This is a genomic window from Paenibacillus luteus (assembly GCF_006542765.1).
GTDB lineage: Bacteria > Bacillota > Bacilli > Paenibacillales > Paenibacillaceae > Pristimantibacillus > Pristimantibacillus luteus.
Window position 1 is genome coordinate 23,360 of record NZ_SKCD01000066.1, and the last position, 18,521, is coordinate 41,880.

Annotated in this window: 15 protein-coding genes and 1 tRNA gene; 6 read left to right on the forward strand and 10 right to left on the reverse strand. The window is 47.0% G+C overall.

All coding sequences use genetic code 11. The features are described from left to right. Positions 1–380: 380 nt before the first annotated feature. A complete protein-coding gene (locus E0496_RS30465; protein WP_141505740.1) occupies positions 381–1,304 on the reverse strand; it encodes a tyrosine-type recombinase/integrase in 924 nt (307 codons plus the stop codon). A gap of 127 nt (positions 1,305–1,431) precedes the next feature. Further along, positions 1,432–1,515, reverse strand: a tRNA-Leu gene (locus E0496_RS30470). Between the two features lie 82 nt (positions 1,516–1,597). Here E0496_RS30470 and E0496_RS30475 point away from each other — a divergent pair. Both E0496_RS30475 and E0496_RS30480 read left to right on the forward strand, forming a co-directional pair. Then, the gene (locus tag E0496_RS30475; RefSeq protein ID WP_141505741.1) at positions 1,598–2,200 is read left to right on the forward strand and encodes a xanthine phosphoribosyltransferase; all 603 of its coding nucleotides are present in this window, start codon (positions 1,598–1,600) and stop codon (positions 2,198–2,200) included. 84 nt (positions 2,201–2,284) lie between these two features. Further along, complete coding sequence (locus E0496_RS30480) at positions 2,285–2,710, forward strand: Rrf2 family transcriptional regulator (protein WP_141505742.1); 426 nt, start codon at positions 2,285–2,287, stop codon at positions 2,708–2,710. Positions 2,711–2,759: 49 nt separating this feature from the next. Here the strand turns inward: E0496_RS30480 and E0496_RS30485 are convergent, their stop codons facing one another. The 3 genes from E0496_RS30485 to E0496_RS30495 form a co-directional block, all read right to left on the reverse strand. Continuing rightward, a complete protein-coding gene (locus E0496_RS30485; protein WP_141505743.1) occupies positions 2,760–3,593 on the reverse strand; it encodes a sugar ABC transporter permease in 834 nt (277 codons plus the stop codon). Further along, positions 3,590–4,897 (reverse strand): carbohydrate ABC transporter permease, encoded by a 1,308-nt coding sequence (locus E0496_RS30490; protein ID WP_141505744.1) that lies wholly within the window; start codon positions 4,895–4,897, stop codon positions 3,590–3,592. Before E0496_RS30490 ends, E0496_RS30485 begins: the two co-directional genes overlap by 4 nt. Positions 4,898–4,996: 99 nt before the next feature. Further along, positions 4,997–6,289, reverse strand: a complete 1,293-nt coding sequence (locus E0496_RS30495; protein ID WP_141505745.1) for a sugar ABC transporter substrate-binding protein — start codon at positions 6,287–6,289, stop codon at positions 4,997–4,999. Between the two features lie 427 nt (positions 6,290–6,716). On the opposite strand from E0496_RS30495, the gene E0496_RS30500 reads away from it, so the two are divergent. Further along, complete coding sequence (locus E0496_RS30500) at positions 6,717–7,631, forward strand: divergent polysaccharide deacetylase family protein (protein WP_241675044.1); 915 nt, start codon at positions 6,717–6,719, stop codon at positions 7,629–7,631. On the opposite strand, the gene E0496_RS30505 is transcribed toward E0496_RS30500, so the two are convergent. Beyond that, positions 7,596–8,300 carry an N-acetylmuramoyl-L-alanine amidase family protein gene (locus E0496_RS30505; protein WP_141505746.1) on the reverse strand — a complete coding sequence of 235 codons (705 nt, stop codon included), beginning with the start codon at positions 8,298–8,300 and terminating at the stop codon, positions 7,596–7,598. The genes E0496_RS30500 and E0496_RS30505 overlap by 36 nt on opposite strands. A 133-nt stretch (positions 8,301–8,433) precedes the next feature. On the opposite strand from E0496_RS30505, the gene E0496_RS30510 reads away from it, so the two are divergent. Beyond that, on the forward strand, positions 8,434–8,628 hold the full coding sequence (locus E0496_RS30510; protein WP_141505747.1) for a YqzE family protein: 195 nt from the start codon (positions 8,434–8,436) through the stop codon (positions 8,626–8,628). Here E0496_RS30510 and E0496_RS30515 read toward each other — a convergent pair. The 3 genes from E0496_RS30515 to E0496_RS30525 all read right to left on the reverse strand — a co-directional run bounded on the left by E0496_RS30515 (position 8,619) and on the right by E0496_RS30525 (position 12,413). Then, positions 8,619–9,509 carry a hypothetical protein gene (locus tag E0496_RS30515; RefSeq protein ID WP_141505748.1) on the reverse strand — a complete coding sequence of 297 codons (891 nt, stop codon included), beginning with the start codon at positions 9,507–9,509 and terminating at the stop codon, positions 8,619–8,621. The genes E0496_RS30510 and E0496_RS30515 overlap by 10 nt on opposite strands. A gap of 124 nt (positions 9,510–9,633) precedes the next feature. Continuing rightward, the gene (locus tag E0496_RS30520) at positions 9,634–10,593 is read right to left on the reverse strand and encodes a YqhG family protein (protein ID WP_141505749.1); all 960 of its coding nucleotides are present in this window, start codon (positions 10,591–10,593) and stop codon (positions 9,634–9,636) included. Continuing rightward, positions 10,590–12,413 (reverse strand): DEAD/DEAH box helicase, encoded by a 1,824-nt coding sequence (locus E0496_RS30525; RefSeq protein WP_141505750.1) that lies wholly within the window; start codon positions 12,411–12,413, stop codon positions 10,590–10,592. Before E0496_RS30525 ends, E0496_RS30520 begins: the two co-directional genes overlap by 4 nt. A 256-nt stretch (positions 12,414–12,669) precedes the next feature. On the opposite strand from E0496_RS30525, the gene E0496_RS30530 reads away from it, so the two are divergent. Then, complete coding sequence (locus E0496_RS30530; protein WP_241675045.1) at positions 12,670–15,321, forward strand: adenosylcobalamin-dependent ribonucleoside-diphosphate reductase; 2,652 nt, start codon at positions 12,670–12,672, stop codon at positions 15,319–15,321. Between the two features lie 742 nt (positions 15,322–16,063). Here the strand turns inward: E0496_RS30530 and E0496_RS30535 are convergent. After that, positions 16,064–16,585: a ClbS/DfsB family four-helix bundle protein gene (locus E0496_RS30535; protein ID WP_141505752.1), complete on the reverse strand. Its 522-nt coding sequence runs from the start codon at positions 16,583–16,585 to the stop codon at positions 16,064–16,066. A gap of 225 nt (positions 16,586–16,810) precedes the next feature. Here E0496_RS30535 and E0496_RS30540 point away from each other — a divergent pair, with 225 nt between their 5' ends. Beyond that, the gene (locus E0496_RS30540; protein WP_141505753.1) at positions 16,811–18,520 is read left to right on the forward strand and encodes an alpha/beta hydrolase family protein; all 1,710 of its coding nucleotides are present in this window, start codon (positions 16,811–16,813) and stop codon (positions 18,518–18,520) included. Position 18,521 lies beyond the last annotated feature (1 nt).

Genomic DNA, 18,521 nt, shown 5'->3' on the forward strand with positions numbered 1-18,521 from the left:
GAAACTAGGTGTTAAAGCAGGGGATCATTGTAGCTTCAGTTTAAGTGAGGATGGTAGTATTGTTTTAAGCTTTCTAAACGCTCCAGAATCAAATGTTAGACCAGAAGTGGTAAGGGATTGCTAAGCAGAAAATGGAAAGCTATAGTGAGGCGCTAAGAAGCTTGAAAGAACGGTAGTAACTAGATTGTTAGGAAACTAATAAGACAATATAGGCGCTGCTTGAAAAGGTAAAGAGCAGTTATAAAACCCTGCTCTTTAGGTTTAATTTATGAAGTTGCTGCGTCAAATAGCTCATCTCAAACATATCGGACATAGTTCATAAAAGTTAATTTAGAGAAAAGGTATTATCCATACATATCAATTGCCATCTTGCTCACTACCTACAAATTAATATCGTTTAACGGATTGAACTTATCATTCTGAGTTTTTAAGGCGGTTCCAAACATTCGAACGTAGCGGTTTGTCATATCAAGAGTTTGATGGCGTAAAAGACGTTGTAATGTAAAAGCATCAATTCCATTTTGAATACACCTAACTGCAAAAGTAATCCTAAAAGTATGAGCAGATACCCGAATATCATCTTTAAATCCCATTGCCGTTTTAAGACGTTTAAACAACGATTTGACAGCATCAGGTGAAAGTTGTGTGTTTTGGTCTGTTGGAAATACATAAGCCCCAAGCGTCTTAAAGTGATGCTCACAGAAGATTCGATATTCAGCGAGTTCTTTAAGTAGTTTATCTGTAATTGGGACAGAGGATAGTTCACGTTTTTTACCAAGAATGAAGCAAGTGCCACTCTTGAAATCAATGTCAGCCCATTTCAAATTCACCATTTCTCCTAAACGGATACCAAGACCGAGCAATGATACACATATCATGTAATCACGATAATTATAAATTGTGCGTTCTTTTTGTTTGGATCGTCTCAAATACCCGAGCATTTGGTTAATGTGATACTCTGTAAACGGTTGAATATTTATGTCCTCTTTGGCGTAACTAACTTTTTTGATTGGATTTTGCTTAGCTGTATAGACTTCTATTTCCTCTAGATAGTTGAAGAAGGTTTTGAGTGTCCGAAGTTTCGTATTGCGCGATGTGGGATTGTTGTGTTTTTCATTCTGTAAATAGATCAGGAAGGCTTTGACAACATTCTGAGTAATCTCTTCTGTATTCACAATCTCTTGTGAAACACAGTATTTGTGGAACATATCTAAAACCAAACGATATGATTCGACAGTGTTAGGAGACAGGTTTTTATATAACCTATCTTGTAGAAAATCCTTAATTGCAAATTTTATAACCATAATAAAAAGCACACCTCCAACTGTTTTTGAGAAACAGTAAGATAGTGTGCTATACTTCAATAATGGAGTCCCTACAAGACCACTAAATCATTGGCCCTGTGGATAAGTCCAATTTCTTCAATAAGGATGCGGTCGAGAGGACTCGAACCTCCACGGCTGTTACACCACTAGAACCTGAATCTAGCGCGTCTGCCAATTCCGCCACGACCGCATATCTTGTTTCAACAGAAATTATCATATCATGAATATAGTGGGATAGTCAACAGTAATTTTAAAAAATGGAGGGAACTGCTGTGAAGCAATTGGAGCAAAAGATTTTGGACGAAGGAATTGTCCTTGGAGAGAACGTATTGAAGGTGGATTCCTTCCTTAACCATCAGGTGGACCCGCAGCTTATGCACAGCATCGGCCAGACCTTTGCTAAGTTATTTGAGGCTGAAGGCATCACGAAGGTGCTTACACTTGAATCCTCAGGCATCGCGCCAGCTGTGATGGCCGCGCTCTTGCTGCAAGTGCCGTTGATCTTTGCGCGCAAGCGCAAATCATTGACGTTGAAGGATGATCTTTATACGGAGAAAATTTATTCGTTCACGAAGCAAGAGGAGAGCGAGGTTACCGTGTCGCGCAAATTTCTGAATGCGGAGGATCGTGTGCTTATTATTGATGACTTTCTTGCAAACGGTGATGCCGCGCTTGGCTTGGCACGCATAGCAGAACAATCAGGCGCAGTGGTTGCTGGAATCGGTATTGTGATCGAGAAGGCCTTCCAGCCAGGGCGGGACGTGCTGATCCAGCAAGGCTACCGCGTACATTCGCTGGCAAGAGTGGCTTCGCTTTCAGGCGGCAAAGTATCCTTTGTAGCGGAACCTGTAGCCCAAGCATCTTCAAACGATTGACAATTGCTGCGGCATGTAACTATAATGCTTACATGATAGGTTGAGCGGCAGATCGAAATAAACAACAGACAGGAGGTGATTACGTTGACTAGCAACCGTTTTGCGGTAGCGGTTCATATTTTGACGTTATTGGAGACGAATAAGGCAGCGCGGTTAACTTCGGATTGGATCGCTGGCAGCGTAAATACGAATCCTGTTGTCATACGAAGAATCATGGGCTTGTTAAACAAAGCAGGACTCGTTTCCACAAATGCAGGTGTTGCAGGGGCTACCCTGACAAGGCCAGCGAGCGAGATTACGCTCTACGATATTTATAGTGCCGTCCATAACCATGGACAGGATGAGTTATTTGCTATCCATGAGAAACCAAACCCAGCGTGCACCGTTGGCCGGCACATCCAATCCTCGCTTGAAACGGCCTTTAGCGAAGCTCAGAAAGCGATGGAGGATAAGCTTGCGGACATTACGCTTGAGCAAATCTCGCAGGATGTCGTCAGCAAATCGAATTGAAATGGCTACAAGCGAAGAGAGGCCTGCGAAGGCCTCTTTTTTGTTGTTGCTATCCTTTGGTTGCCCCCGCAGTCAGACCCTCGATCAGGAAACGCTGCAAGAACAGAAACAGCAAGGTTACCGGAATGGCGACAAGCACGGCCCCTGAGGCAAACAGAGTAAATTCGGTAGAGTTGCGCTGACTGACCATTTTGTATAGTCCAACCGCAAGGGTTCGCTGTTCTTCGGTGCGCAGAATCAAATCCGCGAAAATAAAATCGACGAAAGCCCCGTTGAAAATCATCAGGCTGGCATAGGTTAGCATCGGTTTCGACAGCGGGATTATAATGCTGAAAAATACCTTTAAGTGGCTGGCGCCATCGATCCGTGCCGCGTCCTCCAAGCTCTTCGGAATCGTATCGAAGAAGCCTTTGGCGACAAAAACATTCGTAATGATAGCTCCGGTGCTGTACACAAGAATGAGCGCCCAATGGGAATTTAGCAGGCTCATCGCATTAAGCAGGACAAAGATAGCGATCATAGCCATGAAACCTGGGAACATTTGCAAGACAAGAAACAGCTTGAGCGTTGTCTTTCGACCGACAAAGCGGAACCTCGATATCGCATACGATGCGAACAGGAGGAGGAAGGTTCCGATTAGAGTGGAGAAAAAAGCGACCTTGAGCGTGTTTAGAAACCATGCCGGGTACATGGTTTTCTCGAATAAATCGATGTAATGCTGAAACGTAAACTCGCGTGGGATAAAGGTGTCGCTATATAGGCTGTTCCCGGTTTTCAGTGATGACAAGATAATCCATAAAGCAGGGAATACGCTGATAACGGTTAGGACACTTAGAATGAAATAGCTTGTGCGCAGCTTCCATTTGGCCGATGATGTTCTCATTGGATCATGTCCTCCTCTTTATAGGATCGCGTACGCGTGTAGCTCCAGATCGAGAAGGTCGCGACGATCATGAAGATGAATATGCCAATGACAGAAGCGAAGCTGAACTGCGATTGATTAAGTGCCAGCTTATACAGCCATGTCACCAGCAAGTCCGTATGGCCTGCGAATTGGTAATGGATATTGACCGGCTCGCCATTAGTGAGCAAATAAATCACGTTGAAATTGTTGATATTGCCTGCGAATTGCATAATGAGAAGCGGGGCGGTAGAGAACAATACCATCGGCATCGTAATGTAACGGAATTTATGGATAGCGCCCGCGCCATCAGCATCGGCAGCTTCATACAAATCGCGTGGAATGGTGGACAATACGCCAAAGGCCAGTATCATGGTAATGGGAATGCCCATCCACATATTGACGAGGATGACGGTGACTTTAGCCCAGAAGGGATCGGTCAGCCAAGGCAACCCTTTAAGGCCGAAAAATTTCAAATAACTGTTGATGGGTCCAAACTGATTATTGAACATATTGCGCATGACAAGCAGGGAGACCATATTCGGTATGGCAAAAGGAATGATTAATACGGTACGCCAAAATTTTTTGAAGCGGATCGCTGGCTGATGAATGAGGATTGCAACCAGAACACCGCCGATATAAGTCGTTACTGTCGCCAAAATAGCCCAAATGATAGTCCACTGCAGCACGCCGCCAAAGGTTTTGCTCCAGACCTTCATATTGATCATTTTGGAGAAATTGTCAAAGGCTACCCAGTCTACCAGATTGGCTGGCGGCAAGATGGGATCAGCATAATTGGTGAATGCGATCAGGATCGAGAACAATAATGGCAATACGCTCAAAAAAGCGATCGCGATAAAAGGGGGCAAAAGCACAAGATAGGCAAAATGCTTCTGCTCTAGCATAACAAGTGATTGCTTAAACGTGTGAGGGCGTTTGCCTTCGGCACGTGCGGCACCAACGATATAGGCGTCACGAATATTAAGGATGTAATATAATGCCATGAGAAGCGCAGCAAGCAAAGCAACCAAGCCTTTAATCATCATAAAAATCGAATGGTCGCCTTCAACCATCTTGGTCAATTTGCCCACTTTCACAAAACCGCTTGGCGTCTCGCCTAGCGTAATCAAGCCCCAAATATAATCGTAGAGCTCAAATATGAAAAAATAGATGCCGAGCAGACCTGCTGCCAAAAACAGCAAGCCCTTCAGCCATTGCCGGTTGTACAATTGCCCGAGACCCATCAATAGGGTGGACAGTGCTGCCGCTTTGCCTTTGCTGCTCATGAGGCTAAACCTCTCCTCTTCAAAAAGTAAGGACTTCACCCGGTCCCTTGAAGGGAGGGTGAAGCCAAGTGATATGCGTTGCTGCTCTTTGTTCAGCCGTTATTTCGCTTTAAGTCCGTCTTCAATCGTTTTGACCATATTGTCGAGTGTAGTTTTAATATCGAGGCTTGGATCATCCCAAAGAGCTACGAATGTTGCTTTCAAAGCTTCCCATACAAGATCAACGCCCGGAACAGACGACATAGGCACGGAATGGCTAAACTGCTGGAAGAAGCCGCTCGTAATCGGATCTTCTTTGATAAGCGGATCTTCTCCAGCTTCTTTATTTGTTGGAATGGCTCCAGTCAGCTCATAGTTGAGCAGTTGGTTTTCCTTGCTGCTGGCGAAGCTGGCGAACAACCTTGCAGCTATGGGGTAAGCGGTGTAAGAGTTGACATAATAGGATTTCACGCCTGAGAAGGAGACGGAATCATTGCCGTTCGGAAATTTAGGAAGCGGTGCTACACCGAAGTTTACGCTGTCCTTAAACGCGGCGACCGACCAAGGTCCATCAATATTAAGGGCAAGCTTGCCTTCTTTAAAGAGTTGTGTCTTGACATCGTATGTGATGTCACCGGCATTCATTGGAACAATTTTTTTGAGCGTTCGCAGATACTCGAATCCTTCGACCACATCCCCTTTGTTTAGTCCAATGTCAGCGCCATTCGTATTGTTGTCGCCGAACATATACCCGCCATAGCTGCCAATAAAAGGGTATGTGTAGTAGCCGACAAACTCCCACATGATGGCATATTTATTTTTAGCCGGATCATTGTACGTGTTGGCAAAGGTGACGATCTCCTCCCAAGTCTTGGGCGCTTCTGGAAAGAGATCCTTGTTGTAGAACATGGCATAGGTTTCTACCGATTTCGGATAGCCGTACAGAACGTTGTCGAATGAGGAAGCGACGACCGCCGTTTCGAGATTTGCTGCTTTGGTTTCCTCTTCGAAAACATCATTTGGCAAAAGCAATCCTGCTTTTACGGCTAAACCAATTTGGTCATGGGGAAGCGTGAGTACGTCGGCGGCTGTTTTGGAAGGGCCATCCGTCGATAAGCGGCTGCCTTGGTCACCGCCGGCTACGACTTCTACGGTTACGGGAACTCCATATTTTTCTTCGAATGCCTTGCCGACCTTCTGCATATAGTCTTGCTGTTCCGGCGCTTCCCAAATGACCAGCTTTGCCCCAGCTTCAGGCTTCAGTTCTTCGTCATTGCCTTCAGTTACTGGCTCTGGAGTAGACGATTTCCCGTTATTTTCGTTTGTTTTCGGTTCAGAAGCATTACACGCGGCAAGCGCCAGAACGAGCAAGGAACAAATAAGTACGGAAACCCATTTTTTGCTTTTTCCCATTGTTGCACCCCTTTTAAATGTTTTGTGATTAAACAAATCTTATCGAAGAAGTAAACATAGCGTTAAAATGGTGCACCTCCTATGGCGATTGGACAACAAAAAAAGGCACAACCTCGGCTACACATTATGTGCTCGAGGTTGTACCTGTACAGGTAACATCGCCTTTATATTGTGGTTTGAATTCCACTCGTGTTGTATGACACGCCATCATTATATAATGTCTTTAAAGCGCTTGCAAACGCCGTTTTTGTTCAAATTCACCCTGTTTTTTAACCAAATCGCTCATTCTCTTCGATTATCATGGATAAAGATGTATAATTCTCTTATTTTGTAAAATAAAAGCGATTCTGAATGTTAACTAATGCTTTTCGTATATTTTCCAGCTGCTTCACAAACAATGATAGTAAAAGGTGAGGAGTGTGCTGCAATGTTTAGACAGAAGAATCGCATAGGTGAATTCACAGGGGAGAAGGCTGTTGGAATAGGGATGCCCCGATTGAAAAAGGTGCTCGCAGCTGCATTGAGCTTATGTGCAGTTTTCGCTGCTGGAAGCTCGTCTGACAGGGTTCAAGCGTTAGCTGGAACATCAATTTCAGAGTTGAAAGTGCAGGGTTGGAGCGAACCGATAAAGGATATCCGTAAGATCTCTATCGTCATTGATGATTTTGGAAATGGGATGAATGGAACGGCTGAAATGTTAAAGCTTCCGGTTAAAATTACGGCGGCAATTATGCCTTTTATGCCAACGACGAAGCAGGATGCAGAAGAAGCCTACAGGCTAGGCCATGATGTTATCGTTCATATGCCGATGGAACCGAACAAGGGATTAAAAAAATGGCTGGGGCCAGGCGCGTTAACTACGGATTTGAGTGATGCAGAGGTCAAGAAGCGGGTAGAGGATGCGATCCTTGATGTTCCGCATGCGATAGGCATGAATAATCATATGGGCTCAAAAGTAACGGCTGACGAGAGAATGATGCGAATCGTGCTTGGCGTTTGCAAGGAGCATGGTTTATTTTTTCTGGATAGCCGGACGACGTACAAAACGGTGGTGCCTAAGGTTGCAGCGGAGCTCGGGGTTTCCCTCGTTTCCAATGATGTTTTTCTAGATGATGTGTATACGGTTGAGCATATTACCAAGCAGATTGGTATGCTGCGCAAGCATTTGGAATCACATGCAAGCTGCATCACGATTGGACATGTCGGCCCAGCTGGCCTGAAGACAGCAGCTGTTCTGAAGCAATCCATACCCGGGATGCAGCAAAACGTGCAATTCGTAAAGCTGACGTCGCTTATCAAAGGCGATTTAATGAACGATCCACTTGTACTGCCAAATTCCTGATGCAATAGCGTTTGCGACTTCCTCCTGGCGTTTCGGGTCAGTCAGCATAGCACGATCGCTGCTGCTGCTTATAAAACCCATTTCTACAATGACGGCAGGCTGCTGTACTCTTTTAAGCAAATAAAACGTATTTCCTTCTCTTGGAAGGAAAGCGGTTTTTTGCTGTCGATTCAATGAATCCTGAATGCATAAGGCGAGCAAATGGCTCTCACCACTGCTCTGATGCAGTACAAGAGGGCCTCTTTGCGAAGGTTTCTTGGACCAATTGACATGTAGGCTAACGAGCAGATCGCTTTCAATTTCTTCTGTAAGCTGCTGGCGCTGAGATAAATCCTTCCGATGCCTCGACCTTGTAATATGCCAGCGGTTGTCTTCGCTTAGCGCGTAATCTCCCGTTCGATTAAGGACAGCGGGGATGTTTTGACTGCGTAAAATCGTATAAAGCCTTCGAGCGATAGCCAGGTTAATGTCCTTTTCAAGGATGTCCGCTGAAGAAGCACCGCCATCAATTCCGCCGTGTCCAACGTCGATAATGACTGTGGTAGAAGGCAGCGCCCAGTCCTGTTCCATGCCTACAGGCAGCAGCGGCCATGCTGCCGATGCGCCGGACGTGCTGCAAATGGCCGCAAAGCAACAGATAAATAAGGATAATGCTGTTTTACGAAGCATATTGATCGTTCCTCCAGCTCACTTTGTCTTAAGGTTATCGTGGCTTTTTGAAAGAAAACTCATGCATGTTTACTTTCGAATATTGCTGGGCAACCTTATAACATCAACGATACGGCAGGAAGGAGCGGGTCAAATGGCAAAGGGCGAGGAATACGTGAAGTATATGGCGGAGCAATTTGTGGCCTATATCGAGACTCCAAGAGAAGAGAGGAAGCAGACAAGAACGTCAGCCAAAGCGAGAAGAGAGCCTTGGCTGACGCGTTGGTTCGGATGGGGGCCTGTCAGTATTATGCTATGGTGGAGGGGCAGAACTGAGCGTCACAGGTAGAAGCTGCCAAGCTCAAGCAGCAGCAGGAGTGGGATATATCGTCGTTCATCACTGTTTTCGGTTTCGAGTCCAATGTAAATATGGCCGCTGTTCCATTTGTTGTATCCGATAACAGACCACACATAAAGCATCTGGCCTTCGAACAGCTCAGCGGTATAGCGGAGCTGTTCTTTGTTGTTTATTTTGGCAAAGAGAGAAGAATATGATTTTGAGCTGATAGGAAGTGGCTGGCTTGTGAGCCAAGGCATCTTATCGAATGTGCTGAATGAGGGCAAGGTGACTTGTTTCAAAAGAGTGGCATTGCCAGTGATTTGCAGACGTTCAGCTGTAGGAAGCTTCGTTTCCGAAGCTTTAAGCCAGTCTTTGGACTGAGCGGGAAGAGCCTCGCCGCTGGCTGCATCTGCAAAATCTGAGCTGCTGCCGGAAGTTACCTTCCACGCAGCGAGCAGCGGATGCACATACAAAGCTTCAACGCTGTCGGCCGGCTTCAATAGCTCAAGCTGCTTGATGGAGCGCGAAATGGTGCGCCCGTCAAATAGCGGCTGGCTGCCGACCCCATATTCGCCAAGTTGATAGCCGCCTGCTTCCACGGCATGAATAATCAGATAGCCGACGGTCTGGCTGTTATGCTTCACCAGAACCAGCCAGCTGTGCGTTCCGGGACCAATCGGTGAAATATCGAGCGTAGAGGACTTCCATTTGGCAAAAGAGGACTGGACGGCAAGCTCGTCCACCCAACGCTTGGCTTGCTGCTGAAGCGGCTCATATGCTGCAGTAGATTGCTGGGCAGCTGCCGCAGGCTGCTGCTGCAAGCCCCCGGCATATAACACAACAGCGGTTAATACGCAGGCTGCTGTAAACTTAATGAATTTTTTTGGCATGATTCATCACCTCTTAGCTATTGTAACGGACAGGCTTGAAGAAGGCTGTTACAACGTGTCACGTGAAGGCGGCCTTGTGACCGCCTTTTTTTGGCGTATCGCTGCGGATAAGGTCTAATTGCTGTCAATCGATGCCCTCAAGGTGGAATATGCCGCAATTAATGGCGGACGCCGTCACACGCGGCTCATATTGCCAGCGGATCTCGGATTGCCTCTGCGCGAATTGCTCCTCAACCGACGGTCTGTTTTCTTCCAGCGCGTTCTTGACCAGCGGCTCGTAATATCCCCTAATGCGCTCGAGTTCTTCTTCCAGCCTGGCAGAAGCACCCTCTGCCCAGCTGTAATCATAGCTTCTAAGCTTACGCTCCAGCGTTTGCTCGACAATGTTTAATGCCTTGTTAAAGGAAATGCCGTTTTTCGTAATGTGAATATTGGCTGGCAGCCGTGGCGTTAGCTTATGGGTAATCAACCGATCATAGAAATGTTCAACGCATTGACCGGTCGCTAGAGAAATGCCATAACAATGTATTTCCTCACGCTTGCGGTCACTAGCGAATTCCACCCGCATGTTCACACCGAGCCAAGCCGTGTAGGGCGTGGAGGAGAAAGGATTCGCGCTGCGGCGCTCCGCCTCCTGGAACAAATGAACGAAGCTGCCTTTGGCTTTCGCTGCCTCGAACAGCTGCTCAAGCTTGCGAGCGCCGAAGAACAAATCCTCGCGAGGGACGCGAGCTGGCGCAGCCAGATTGCCGTGAACGAAGCCAAGGGAGCGCCCGAGCGCGGCGTTAGCTGCCGCATCCTGCGCGTTAACGGCTCCTTCCGCTTGAGCGTTAGCCGCTTCGGTTTTTTTGAGTTCCTCCGCTGCGTCATATTTATGTTTATCCGTAACGAATAGGAAGGTCATCGTCTCCGGATCAGCGCCGACCCGATCCACGAAGCTCCAATAGTAGGGGCGGTTCGTTAACTCGCGGTCGGCGTGAGGAGAGAGTTTCACGGTAAAATGAGTGGGCGATTTTTCCAAAATCGAGCACTCGGTAGCTTCTAAATAACGGTTGACGAATTTGTGCACCTGTTTCTCGTTCAAGGCTGCACCTCCACGGTTTGTCCAAGTGAATCTAGATTGATCAGCAAATCAGGAGTTGAAGCGACTTTGGCGTCGCCAGTAATTACCTCTTCGCGAATACGGCTGAGTGAGGAACCCAAATGGTTGATTTTTTGCTTCAAATCGGAATCATTGCCAGCTTCCAGCATCATTTTGGCTAATCGCTGCTCAATGGAGCCATCGCCTTTCTCAAAGCGCTCCAAGATGTGGTCAAGCTCACCGATAACCAGCTCGAACAGATTGATTTTCTCATGCAATAAATTGACGATATGCTCCTCAATGGTTCCGACGGTGCACAGATTGTAGATTTTTACATCTTCTTTCTGACCGAGGCGATGGACGCGCCCGATTCGCTGCTCTACCCGCATCGGGTTCCATGGCAGGTCGAAATTAATCATGTGGTGGCAAAATTGCAGATTAATGCCCTCGCCGCCAGCTTCCGTAGCAATCAGGATTTGGGCGCGGCCGCGAAATAAATCCATCATCCAATCCTTTTTGCCTCGATTCATACCGCCTCGGTACGGTACGGCAATCATATTTTGCGCCCGGAAAAATTGCAGCAAATATTCCTGAGTGGCTCGGTACTCGGTGAAAATAATGACTTTGTCATTCATTTCTTTGACGAGCTCCATCGCTTTTTCCGCTTTGGTATTCGCTTTAATATGCTTGATTTTCTCGACCAGCTCCCAAATTTTCGGGCGCATAGGCGAGTCCTCTGACGTTTTTTTGAACAAATTAACGAGAGTCAGAAACACGGCATCCCGGCTGCTGCACACTTCGCGCTGAAGCGTGACGAGGGAGAGCATGCTGGATAGATCGCCGCCGCTTTCTTCATAACGCTCCTTGACGAATCCGGTAACCGCATCGTACAGCGCCTTCTCATCTTCGGAGAGCGTTAGCGGAATGTTTTTGACAAAACGTTTCGTGAAATGGATGCCGCCATCTCCACGGCGATTGCGAATCATAACCCCTGACAATGCTTCTTGGAGCTGGTCCTCGTTCTTCGGAAGACGTTTGTCGACGACAAAATTGGCTGCGAAATCGCTTTGGCCGCCAAGCTGGCCGGGCTTTAGCAGCGTGATCAGGTTGAACAGCTCATCCATATCGTTTTGGATCGGCGTTGCGGTCAGCAGCAGGCAATATTTTTTGCGCAAAATATTAGCGAATTGATAGTTGGTTGTTTTCTTGTTTTTCAGCTTATGCGCTTCATCGATAATGATTAGATCATAATCGGTCCCGAGCACCAACTCGCGATGCGGCTCGCGCTTGGCGGTATCGATGGAAGCGACGACAACGTCATAACCCCAGGTATGCGCCTTCTTCTGGGCGACCGCGGAAATGCCGAACTTTTGGTTAAGCTCCCGCACCCACTGAAGCACGAGGGAAGCAGGTACGAGAATCAGAATTCGCTTGGCTAGTCCTCGCACCATATATTCTTTGAGCACAAGTCCAGCTTCTATCGTTTTGCCAAGCCCGACCTCGTCAGCAAGAATGGCTCTGCCACCCATTTCATGAACGACCTTGCGCGCCGTGCTGATCTGATGCTCCATCGGCTCGAAGGAGGGAAGCGAGCGCAAGCAGAGCAGCTCGTCGAAGCTTTCGATTCGTTTGGCTTGTTCTGCTTCCATAGCAAGTTGATATAGCGTCCAATCATCCCATGGTCCGCCCTTTGTCAAACGGTTTTGCAGCTCATCAAACCATGAGCGGTCACACTGTAGGTCAACTAGCGGATGCAGCTTGCGCGTCGCGATAGCTGTGCCGGTTTCGGCTGAAGCAGCCTGCGGCGTTGTAGGGATTGTCATTGCGTGCAGCTCCTTCCAGAGTAAAAGGGATAAGTTGTAATCAGTATTGCCTTTTCATCCAATATTAATAAGAAGCGGATTAAAAAAGAGATAGGACAAGCAAAAGCGAGAGCGTGGTCATGTAAGCGGCACTGCTTGCGTAATTTGGGTTTAAATGAACATGGAAATCAATATGTAGTATAGTATAATGATTAAATAACACAATATATTGTGCTTATTGCATATCATAACGTACATATGCCGATAGCGCGGAACGATGACGAAAGAGGTGGCTGGGATGGAGAAGACTGGCGGGAAACGTCTTGAGGGCTTAAGCGAAAAAATATTTTTGGACCGGTACGCGTGGAAAAATGCAGATACGAGCCAGACGGAAATCGGAGATATTGTGCTCGTTCTAACGAAGGATGATCCCAAGTTTCCTGTAAAAGAAGTCGGGGAAGTTATTGCCCGCCAAGGCGGGAGCGTAACGGTAAGGCTGGGCAGTGGAGAACAGGTCGAGTCTAGCGTGGAGAAGCTGACGCTGACGATTGAGAAAACACCCGAGGAGATGTGGGATCGTTTGGCCGAAGCGATGGCGTCGGTGGAGCAACGGACCAATAAACAGCAGGAATGGCAGGAGAAATTCAGATATATACTGGACGATTGGAAGCTTGTGCCTGGCGGCAGGATTGCAGCAGGTGCGGGTGCAAGCGAAGAGCTGACGCTATTCAATTGTTACGTCATTCCTTCACCCAAGGATAGCCGGGGCGGGATTATGACGACGCTCACAGAGATGACAGAGATCATGGCGCGCGGCGGCGGAGTAGGGATGAATTTGTCATCGCTGCGCCCACGAAGAGCCATTGTTGCTGGCGTTAACGGATCATCTAGCGGTTCGGTATCTTGGGGTGGACTGTTCAGTTATACGACAGGATTAATAGAGCAAGGCGGCAGCCGAAGAGGCGCTTTGATGCTGATGCTCAACGACTGGCATCCCGACGTGCTTGAATTCATTACCGTAAAGCAGACAATGGGTCAGGTGACGAATGCGAATTTGTCTGTTTGCGTGAGCAACGCTTTCATGAAGGCCGTGAAGGAAGACTTAAATTGGGAGCTAGTATTTCCGGATACGAAGGAAGAAGGCTACGACGAGCTGTGGACGGGTGACCTGGATGAATGGAGACGGCTGGGCAAAAGAGTCATCGCTTACAAAACCGTTCGCGCCCGCGAGATTTGGCAAGCGATTATCGAATCGGCTTGGAAATCGGCTGAGCCCGGCGTCGTCTTTATGGAATATTACAACCAAATGTCGAACAGCTGGTATTTTAATCCGATTATCAGCACGAATCCTTGCGGCGAGCAGGGCTTGCCTGGCTGGGGCGTGTGCAACCTGTCCGCCATTAATCTGTCCAAATTTTATGACGAAGAGAAACATGATGTCGCTTGGGAGGAGCTGGCCAAGGTTACGCGATGGTCAGTGAGGTTCCTTGATAACGTGATCGACAAAACGCCTTATCATTTTGAAGAGAACGAACGGAACCAGAAGCTGGAGCGTAGAATCGGACTGGGAACGATGGGGCTTGCGGAGCTGATGATTAAGCTGGAGGTTCGTTACGGCAGCCCGGAGTCGCTTGAATTTCTAGATAAGCTATACGGCTTTATGGCACATGAATCCTATTTAGCCTCTACTGAAATCGCTGCGGAGAAGGGATCTTTTCAAGCTTTTGATGCAGACAAATTCGTTCAAAGCGGATTTATGAAGCATATGATTGCTGAGTTCCCTGACATTGGAGAAGCCGTGGCGGAGCGGGGCATGCGCAATGTGACCGTCATCACGCAGGCTCCTACAGGAAGCACCGGAACGATGGTCGGAACCTCAACGGGAATCGAGCCATATTTTGCTTTCGAATATTTTCGCCAAAGCCGGCTTGGTTACGATAAACAGGATGTGCCAATCGCTGCGGAATGGAAAGAAGAGCATCCCGGGCAGGAGCTGCCCGATTATTTTGTTACTTCAATGAGCTTGTCAGCCGAAGACCATATCCGTGTGCAGGCAGCCATTCAGCGCTGGGTTGACAGCTCCATATCCAAAACGGCGAATTGCCCGGCAGACTTCACCGTTGAAGAAACAGGCCGACTTTACGAGCTTGCGTTCGAGCTTGGCTGCAAAGGGGTAACGATTTACCGTGACGGCAGCCGTGACGTACAAGTTCTCTCTACGTCCAAGGCAGAGAAGGCAGAGAAAACAGAGGTACAGACAGAGGAGAAAGCAGACTCCGAAGCCGCTCCTACAGTGGACAGTGAAGCTTATTTTGATGCAGACTTGGTGGAAGCCATCGTACCGGGCGCACTCCCGCAAACGGAGCAGGTGATGGACAAACAGTATAAACGCAGGCCTCAGGTGCTGCGCGGCGCGACTTACAAAGTAAACACGCCATTCGGCATGGCCTATATTACCATTAACGATCTGAACGGCACGCCAGGCGAAATCTTTTTGAACGTGGGCAAGGCAGGCTCGGACGTATTTGCCATGGCTGAAGCGCTTGGCCGCGTTTGTTCATTATTCTTGCGTTATGGCGATCATGGAAGCAAGGTCAGCTTGCTGATCAAGCATCTGAAAGGGATTGGCGGGACGGGCGCAATCGGCTTTGGCGTAAACCGGGTTGAATCAATTGCCGATGCGGTTGCCAAATCGTTGGAGCTGCACTTGGCAAGCGCAGAGGAAACGGCAGTGGCAGTTGAAGCGCATGTGTTGTTGGCTCAGCCTGAGCCTGTCCCAGTTAAAGAGGCTCCTATCGCAGCTAATCAGCATGGACACGAGGCGCACACGGGCTCCCGCGATCTATGTCCGTCATGCGGCTCGGCTGCTTTGATCAATATAGAAGGCTGCAAGCAGTGCAGCAATTGCGGGTATAGCAAGTGTAATTGAAGATGTTGGGTGAATGGTTAGAAGTCGACAATTTTCTCTTGTCGACTTCTTTCTGTTGGTTACATCAGTTGGTTACATATCCCTAGCTAAATGTAATGGTTAGAAGGTTTATTATAAAAGCATAGAGAATGAACCTTCGTTTGAGCTGAAAAATGCAACAGATTCTTCGGAATGAAGTTTCATCCCAAACCAAAATTCAATGGAGCTAGTTAATAGAAATATTGGAAATTTTTGAAACTAATTGAAAGGTCTTTCGTCTAAATAATATAAACATATTTGCATAAATCGACTTGTATGGAATTCAACAACATCCACTCAGCAAATCGATGTCGCACAGCATAAAAAAGAGCAATTCACTTGTGAAACAGCCATATTTGAAAAATATCTAAATAAAAGGTGAGAATATGAGAATGTGGTTTAACTTTATTTTGTATGGCCTATTCACCTTTTTAACTGCGGCATGCATTAACTTAGTTTTAAATCACATCATGTATATAGAGACGCCGAAATGGTATGAAACACCATATTTCCGAACGACTTGTCTCCTAATTATGTATCTAACCGTTTCCTACTTTTTCTTTCGAAAGAGGACAGGCTTCTGAATAAACGGCAGAATTGTGATTCTATTACCATTCAAAGCCACTATGAACAAAAAACTCGAAAAAGACTAAGCTCCCTTTTGCGAGAGAGGCGCTTAGTCTTTTTTTTATCCAGCATAATACGCCAATTAAGGGCTGGATCATTAGACCTGCGGCCGATATTTTTTCCATTTGCGAATTTTCGCCCGGAACGTTTTGAATGGGGCTGCGGAATTAATATGAATCCACCGGGACATCGGCCATTTTGGATTGGTTCCTGTCCATTGGCGCATGCCTTGGATAAAAAGCTCATCATCACTTAGCGTGCTGATCCAGTCCTGCCATTGATGTTCGGTTTTATTGAGCAATCTTCTGAGCTCGTGTAAGGAATAATGAGAATAAGTGCTGTAAAAGGATTGATACATTGCGCCTAATTGATTCCATTTATATTGGGGATGCGGCATACTCACAGGTTTACCTGCTTGTTCATCCCGATCCCAATTCATAACAAGGTTAAGCCAGCCAAGCTGGTAGGCTATGATTTCAGCGGGTGTCCGATCAACTTCGGCAATGCTTAGATCTTTATGTTCTTCCGCAATGTCATTGAATTCAACATCCAAAAGCAAATAACCGCTATGAATGGCTTCTATTAATTCATCTTTGGATTGATAGTCGTAACTGCTTATGTCTAGCTCACTCCTCGTTCTTTTTGACTAGTTTATCATGTATAGAGTAAAAAATGTGAAACTTTGTAAGCTGTTTTGCCGTAAAATAGATTAATGCTCTGGTCTAGAGGAGCGAAGTTACTTCGGGTACATTGATCGATTTTATTCGGACTGAACGAAAGCTGACTCTCAACCGTCTAAGGGGTACATAGCTATTATTTTCTTAACTAAAGGAGTGTTTTTGGAATGAGACCATCTTCTAACCGCAGTAAGAAAAATATAATTGCCGCATCACTCGTACTTGCAATGACAATTCCTTCAGCTGCACAAGCAAGCGCTAATGTCGCATTACAAGCTAATGAAATAACGCAACAAACGGATACTTCCATGCAGGTTGCAAATGGGCAATTGATCCCAGTCAGAATCGTGGCTGAAACGTTGGGCGCAGAGCTGAAATGGAACGCGACAAATAAGGCGGTTACAATTACGAAAGGAACTAGCCAGATTGTGCTGACCATAGGGAAATCCGTTGCGATCGTAGATGGCAAACAGGTGCAATCCGGACAAGTACTCCTTGATAAAAATGGAAATATGATTGCTGCGCTTAGCTTTATAAATGAAGCGCTTGGAAGCAGCGTCACGTGGAATGCCGACCAACAATCGGTCATATTTGGTGAAAATGATTATGCGGGGCGGGCAAGCTCCTTTGTGTATCAGCTCTTCAACAGCCACCATGCCAAGCTCGTGACAACGCTGAATGAGCAATTGAAGAAATCACTCCCCGCTCAGGCATTGAACGCTATTTCACAGCAGTATCCACTAGTTTATGGAGCTCCTTCCAAGCAGCTTTCGGCTGCAATCGAGAACAATGACGTGCATACGAACGTTGTTATGGTTTATGAAACCGACAAAACGCCTCTTGCCATAACCGTCAGATTTGATAAAGCGGGCCTTATCGACGATTTGTATTTTGAAATGGCTGCTCCTGCAGGGCAATATGCTAAGCCGTCCTATGATAAAAGTAATTACACGGAGAAACAAGTTGTCGTAGGCGAAGGCGAGTTTGCTCTTCCAGGAACACTGACGGTACCTGCCGGTGAAGGTCCGTTTCCGGTTGTCGTACTCGTTCAAGGCTCCGGTCCGCATGACCGCGATTCTACGATCGGAGGCACTAAAGTTTTCAAAGATATCGCTGCTGGCTTGGCTGCCCAAAATATTGCCGTATTGCGCTATGAGAAAATTTCCAGAGAGCATACCTTCAAACTTTCAAGCCAGCCAACCTTTTCCGTCAAAAATGAATCGGCAGATGACGCTTTAAGAGCGGTTGCCTTATTGAAAAAGGCCGACAAAATCGATTCGTCACGAATCTTTGTAGCCGGACATAGCCAAGGCGGCTATGTGATGCCAATTATTATCGACAATGATCTAAATAATGATATAGCTGGAGCCATACTGCTTTCAGCGCCAAGCGAGAATATCACTACCGTACTGGTCGAGCAGCAAAATGAAGGACTGGACCGGATGAAAAAATTAGGTCTCCCCGCCGAGATGATCGCTAGCCAAGAACAAGCGGCAGAGGCGTGGACGAGTATCGTTGAATTGATTCATAATCCGGACTATTCAGCAGAGAAGCTGCCAGCGAATTTCCCTGTTCCGCCTGCCTATTGGTGGTATGAGCAGCGGGATTACGAGCCGGCAGCAGCAGCGCAAAAGCAAACAAAGCCGCTCTTGATCTTGCAAGGCGAGAATGACTGGCAAGTATCCATGAAGCAGCTGGAGGGCTGGAAGAAAGCTTTACAAGCCAAGCCAGAAGTGAAGTTTGTATCTTATCCGAACGTAAACCACTTGCTGACGGAATATGAAGGCTTGTCGATTGGGATGGAATACAATACGGCTGCTCATGTGTCAGCTTCAATCATTAACGATATGGCGACTTGGATGAACAGCAAGAAATAAG

Coding starts and splice junctions, on each gene's coding strand:
- E0496_RS30465 (WP_141505740.1), bottom strand. CDS start 1,304: ATGGTTATAAAATTTGCAATTAAGGATTTTCTACAAGATAGGTTATAT.
- E0496_RS30485 (WP_141505743.1), bottom strand. CDS start 3,593: ATGAGAACATCATCGGCCAAATGGAAGCTGCGCACAAGCTATTTCATT.
- E0496_RS30490 (WP_141505744.1), bottom strand. CDS start 4,897: ATGAGCAGCAAAGGCAAAGCGGCAGCACTGTCCACCCTATTGATGGGT.
- E0496_RS30495 (WP_141505745.1), bottom strand. CDS start 6,289: ATGGGAAAAAGCAAAAAATGGGTTTCCGTACTTATTTGTTCCTTGCTC.
- E0496_RS30500 (WP_241675044.1), top strand. CDS start 6,717: ATGTTTAGACAGAAGAATCGCATAGGTGAATTCACAGGGGAGAAGGCT.
- E0496_RS30505 (WP_141505746.1), bottom strand. CDS start 8,300: ATGCTTCGTAAAACAGCATTATCCTTATTTATCTGTTGCTTTGCGGCC.
- E0496_RS30510 (WP_141505747.1), top strand. CDS start 8,434: ATGGCAAAGGGCGAGGAATACGTGAAGTATATGGCGGAGCAATTTGTG.
- E0496_RS30515 (WP_141505748.1), bottom strand. CDS start 9,509: ATGCCAAAAAAATTCATTAAGTTTACAGCAGCCTGCGTATTAACCGCT.
- E0496_RS30525 (WP_141505750.1), bottom strand. CDS start 12,413: ATGACAATCCCTACAACGCCGCAGGCTGCTTCAGCCGAAACCGGCACA.
- E0496_RS30530 (WP_241675045.1), top strand. CDS start 12,670: ATGACGAAAGAGGTGGCTGGGATGGAGAAGACTGGCGGGAAACGTCTT.
- E0496_RS30540 (WP_141505753.1), top strand. CDS start 16,811: ATGAGACCATCTTCTAACCGCAGTAAGAAAAATATAATTGCCGCATCA.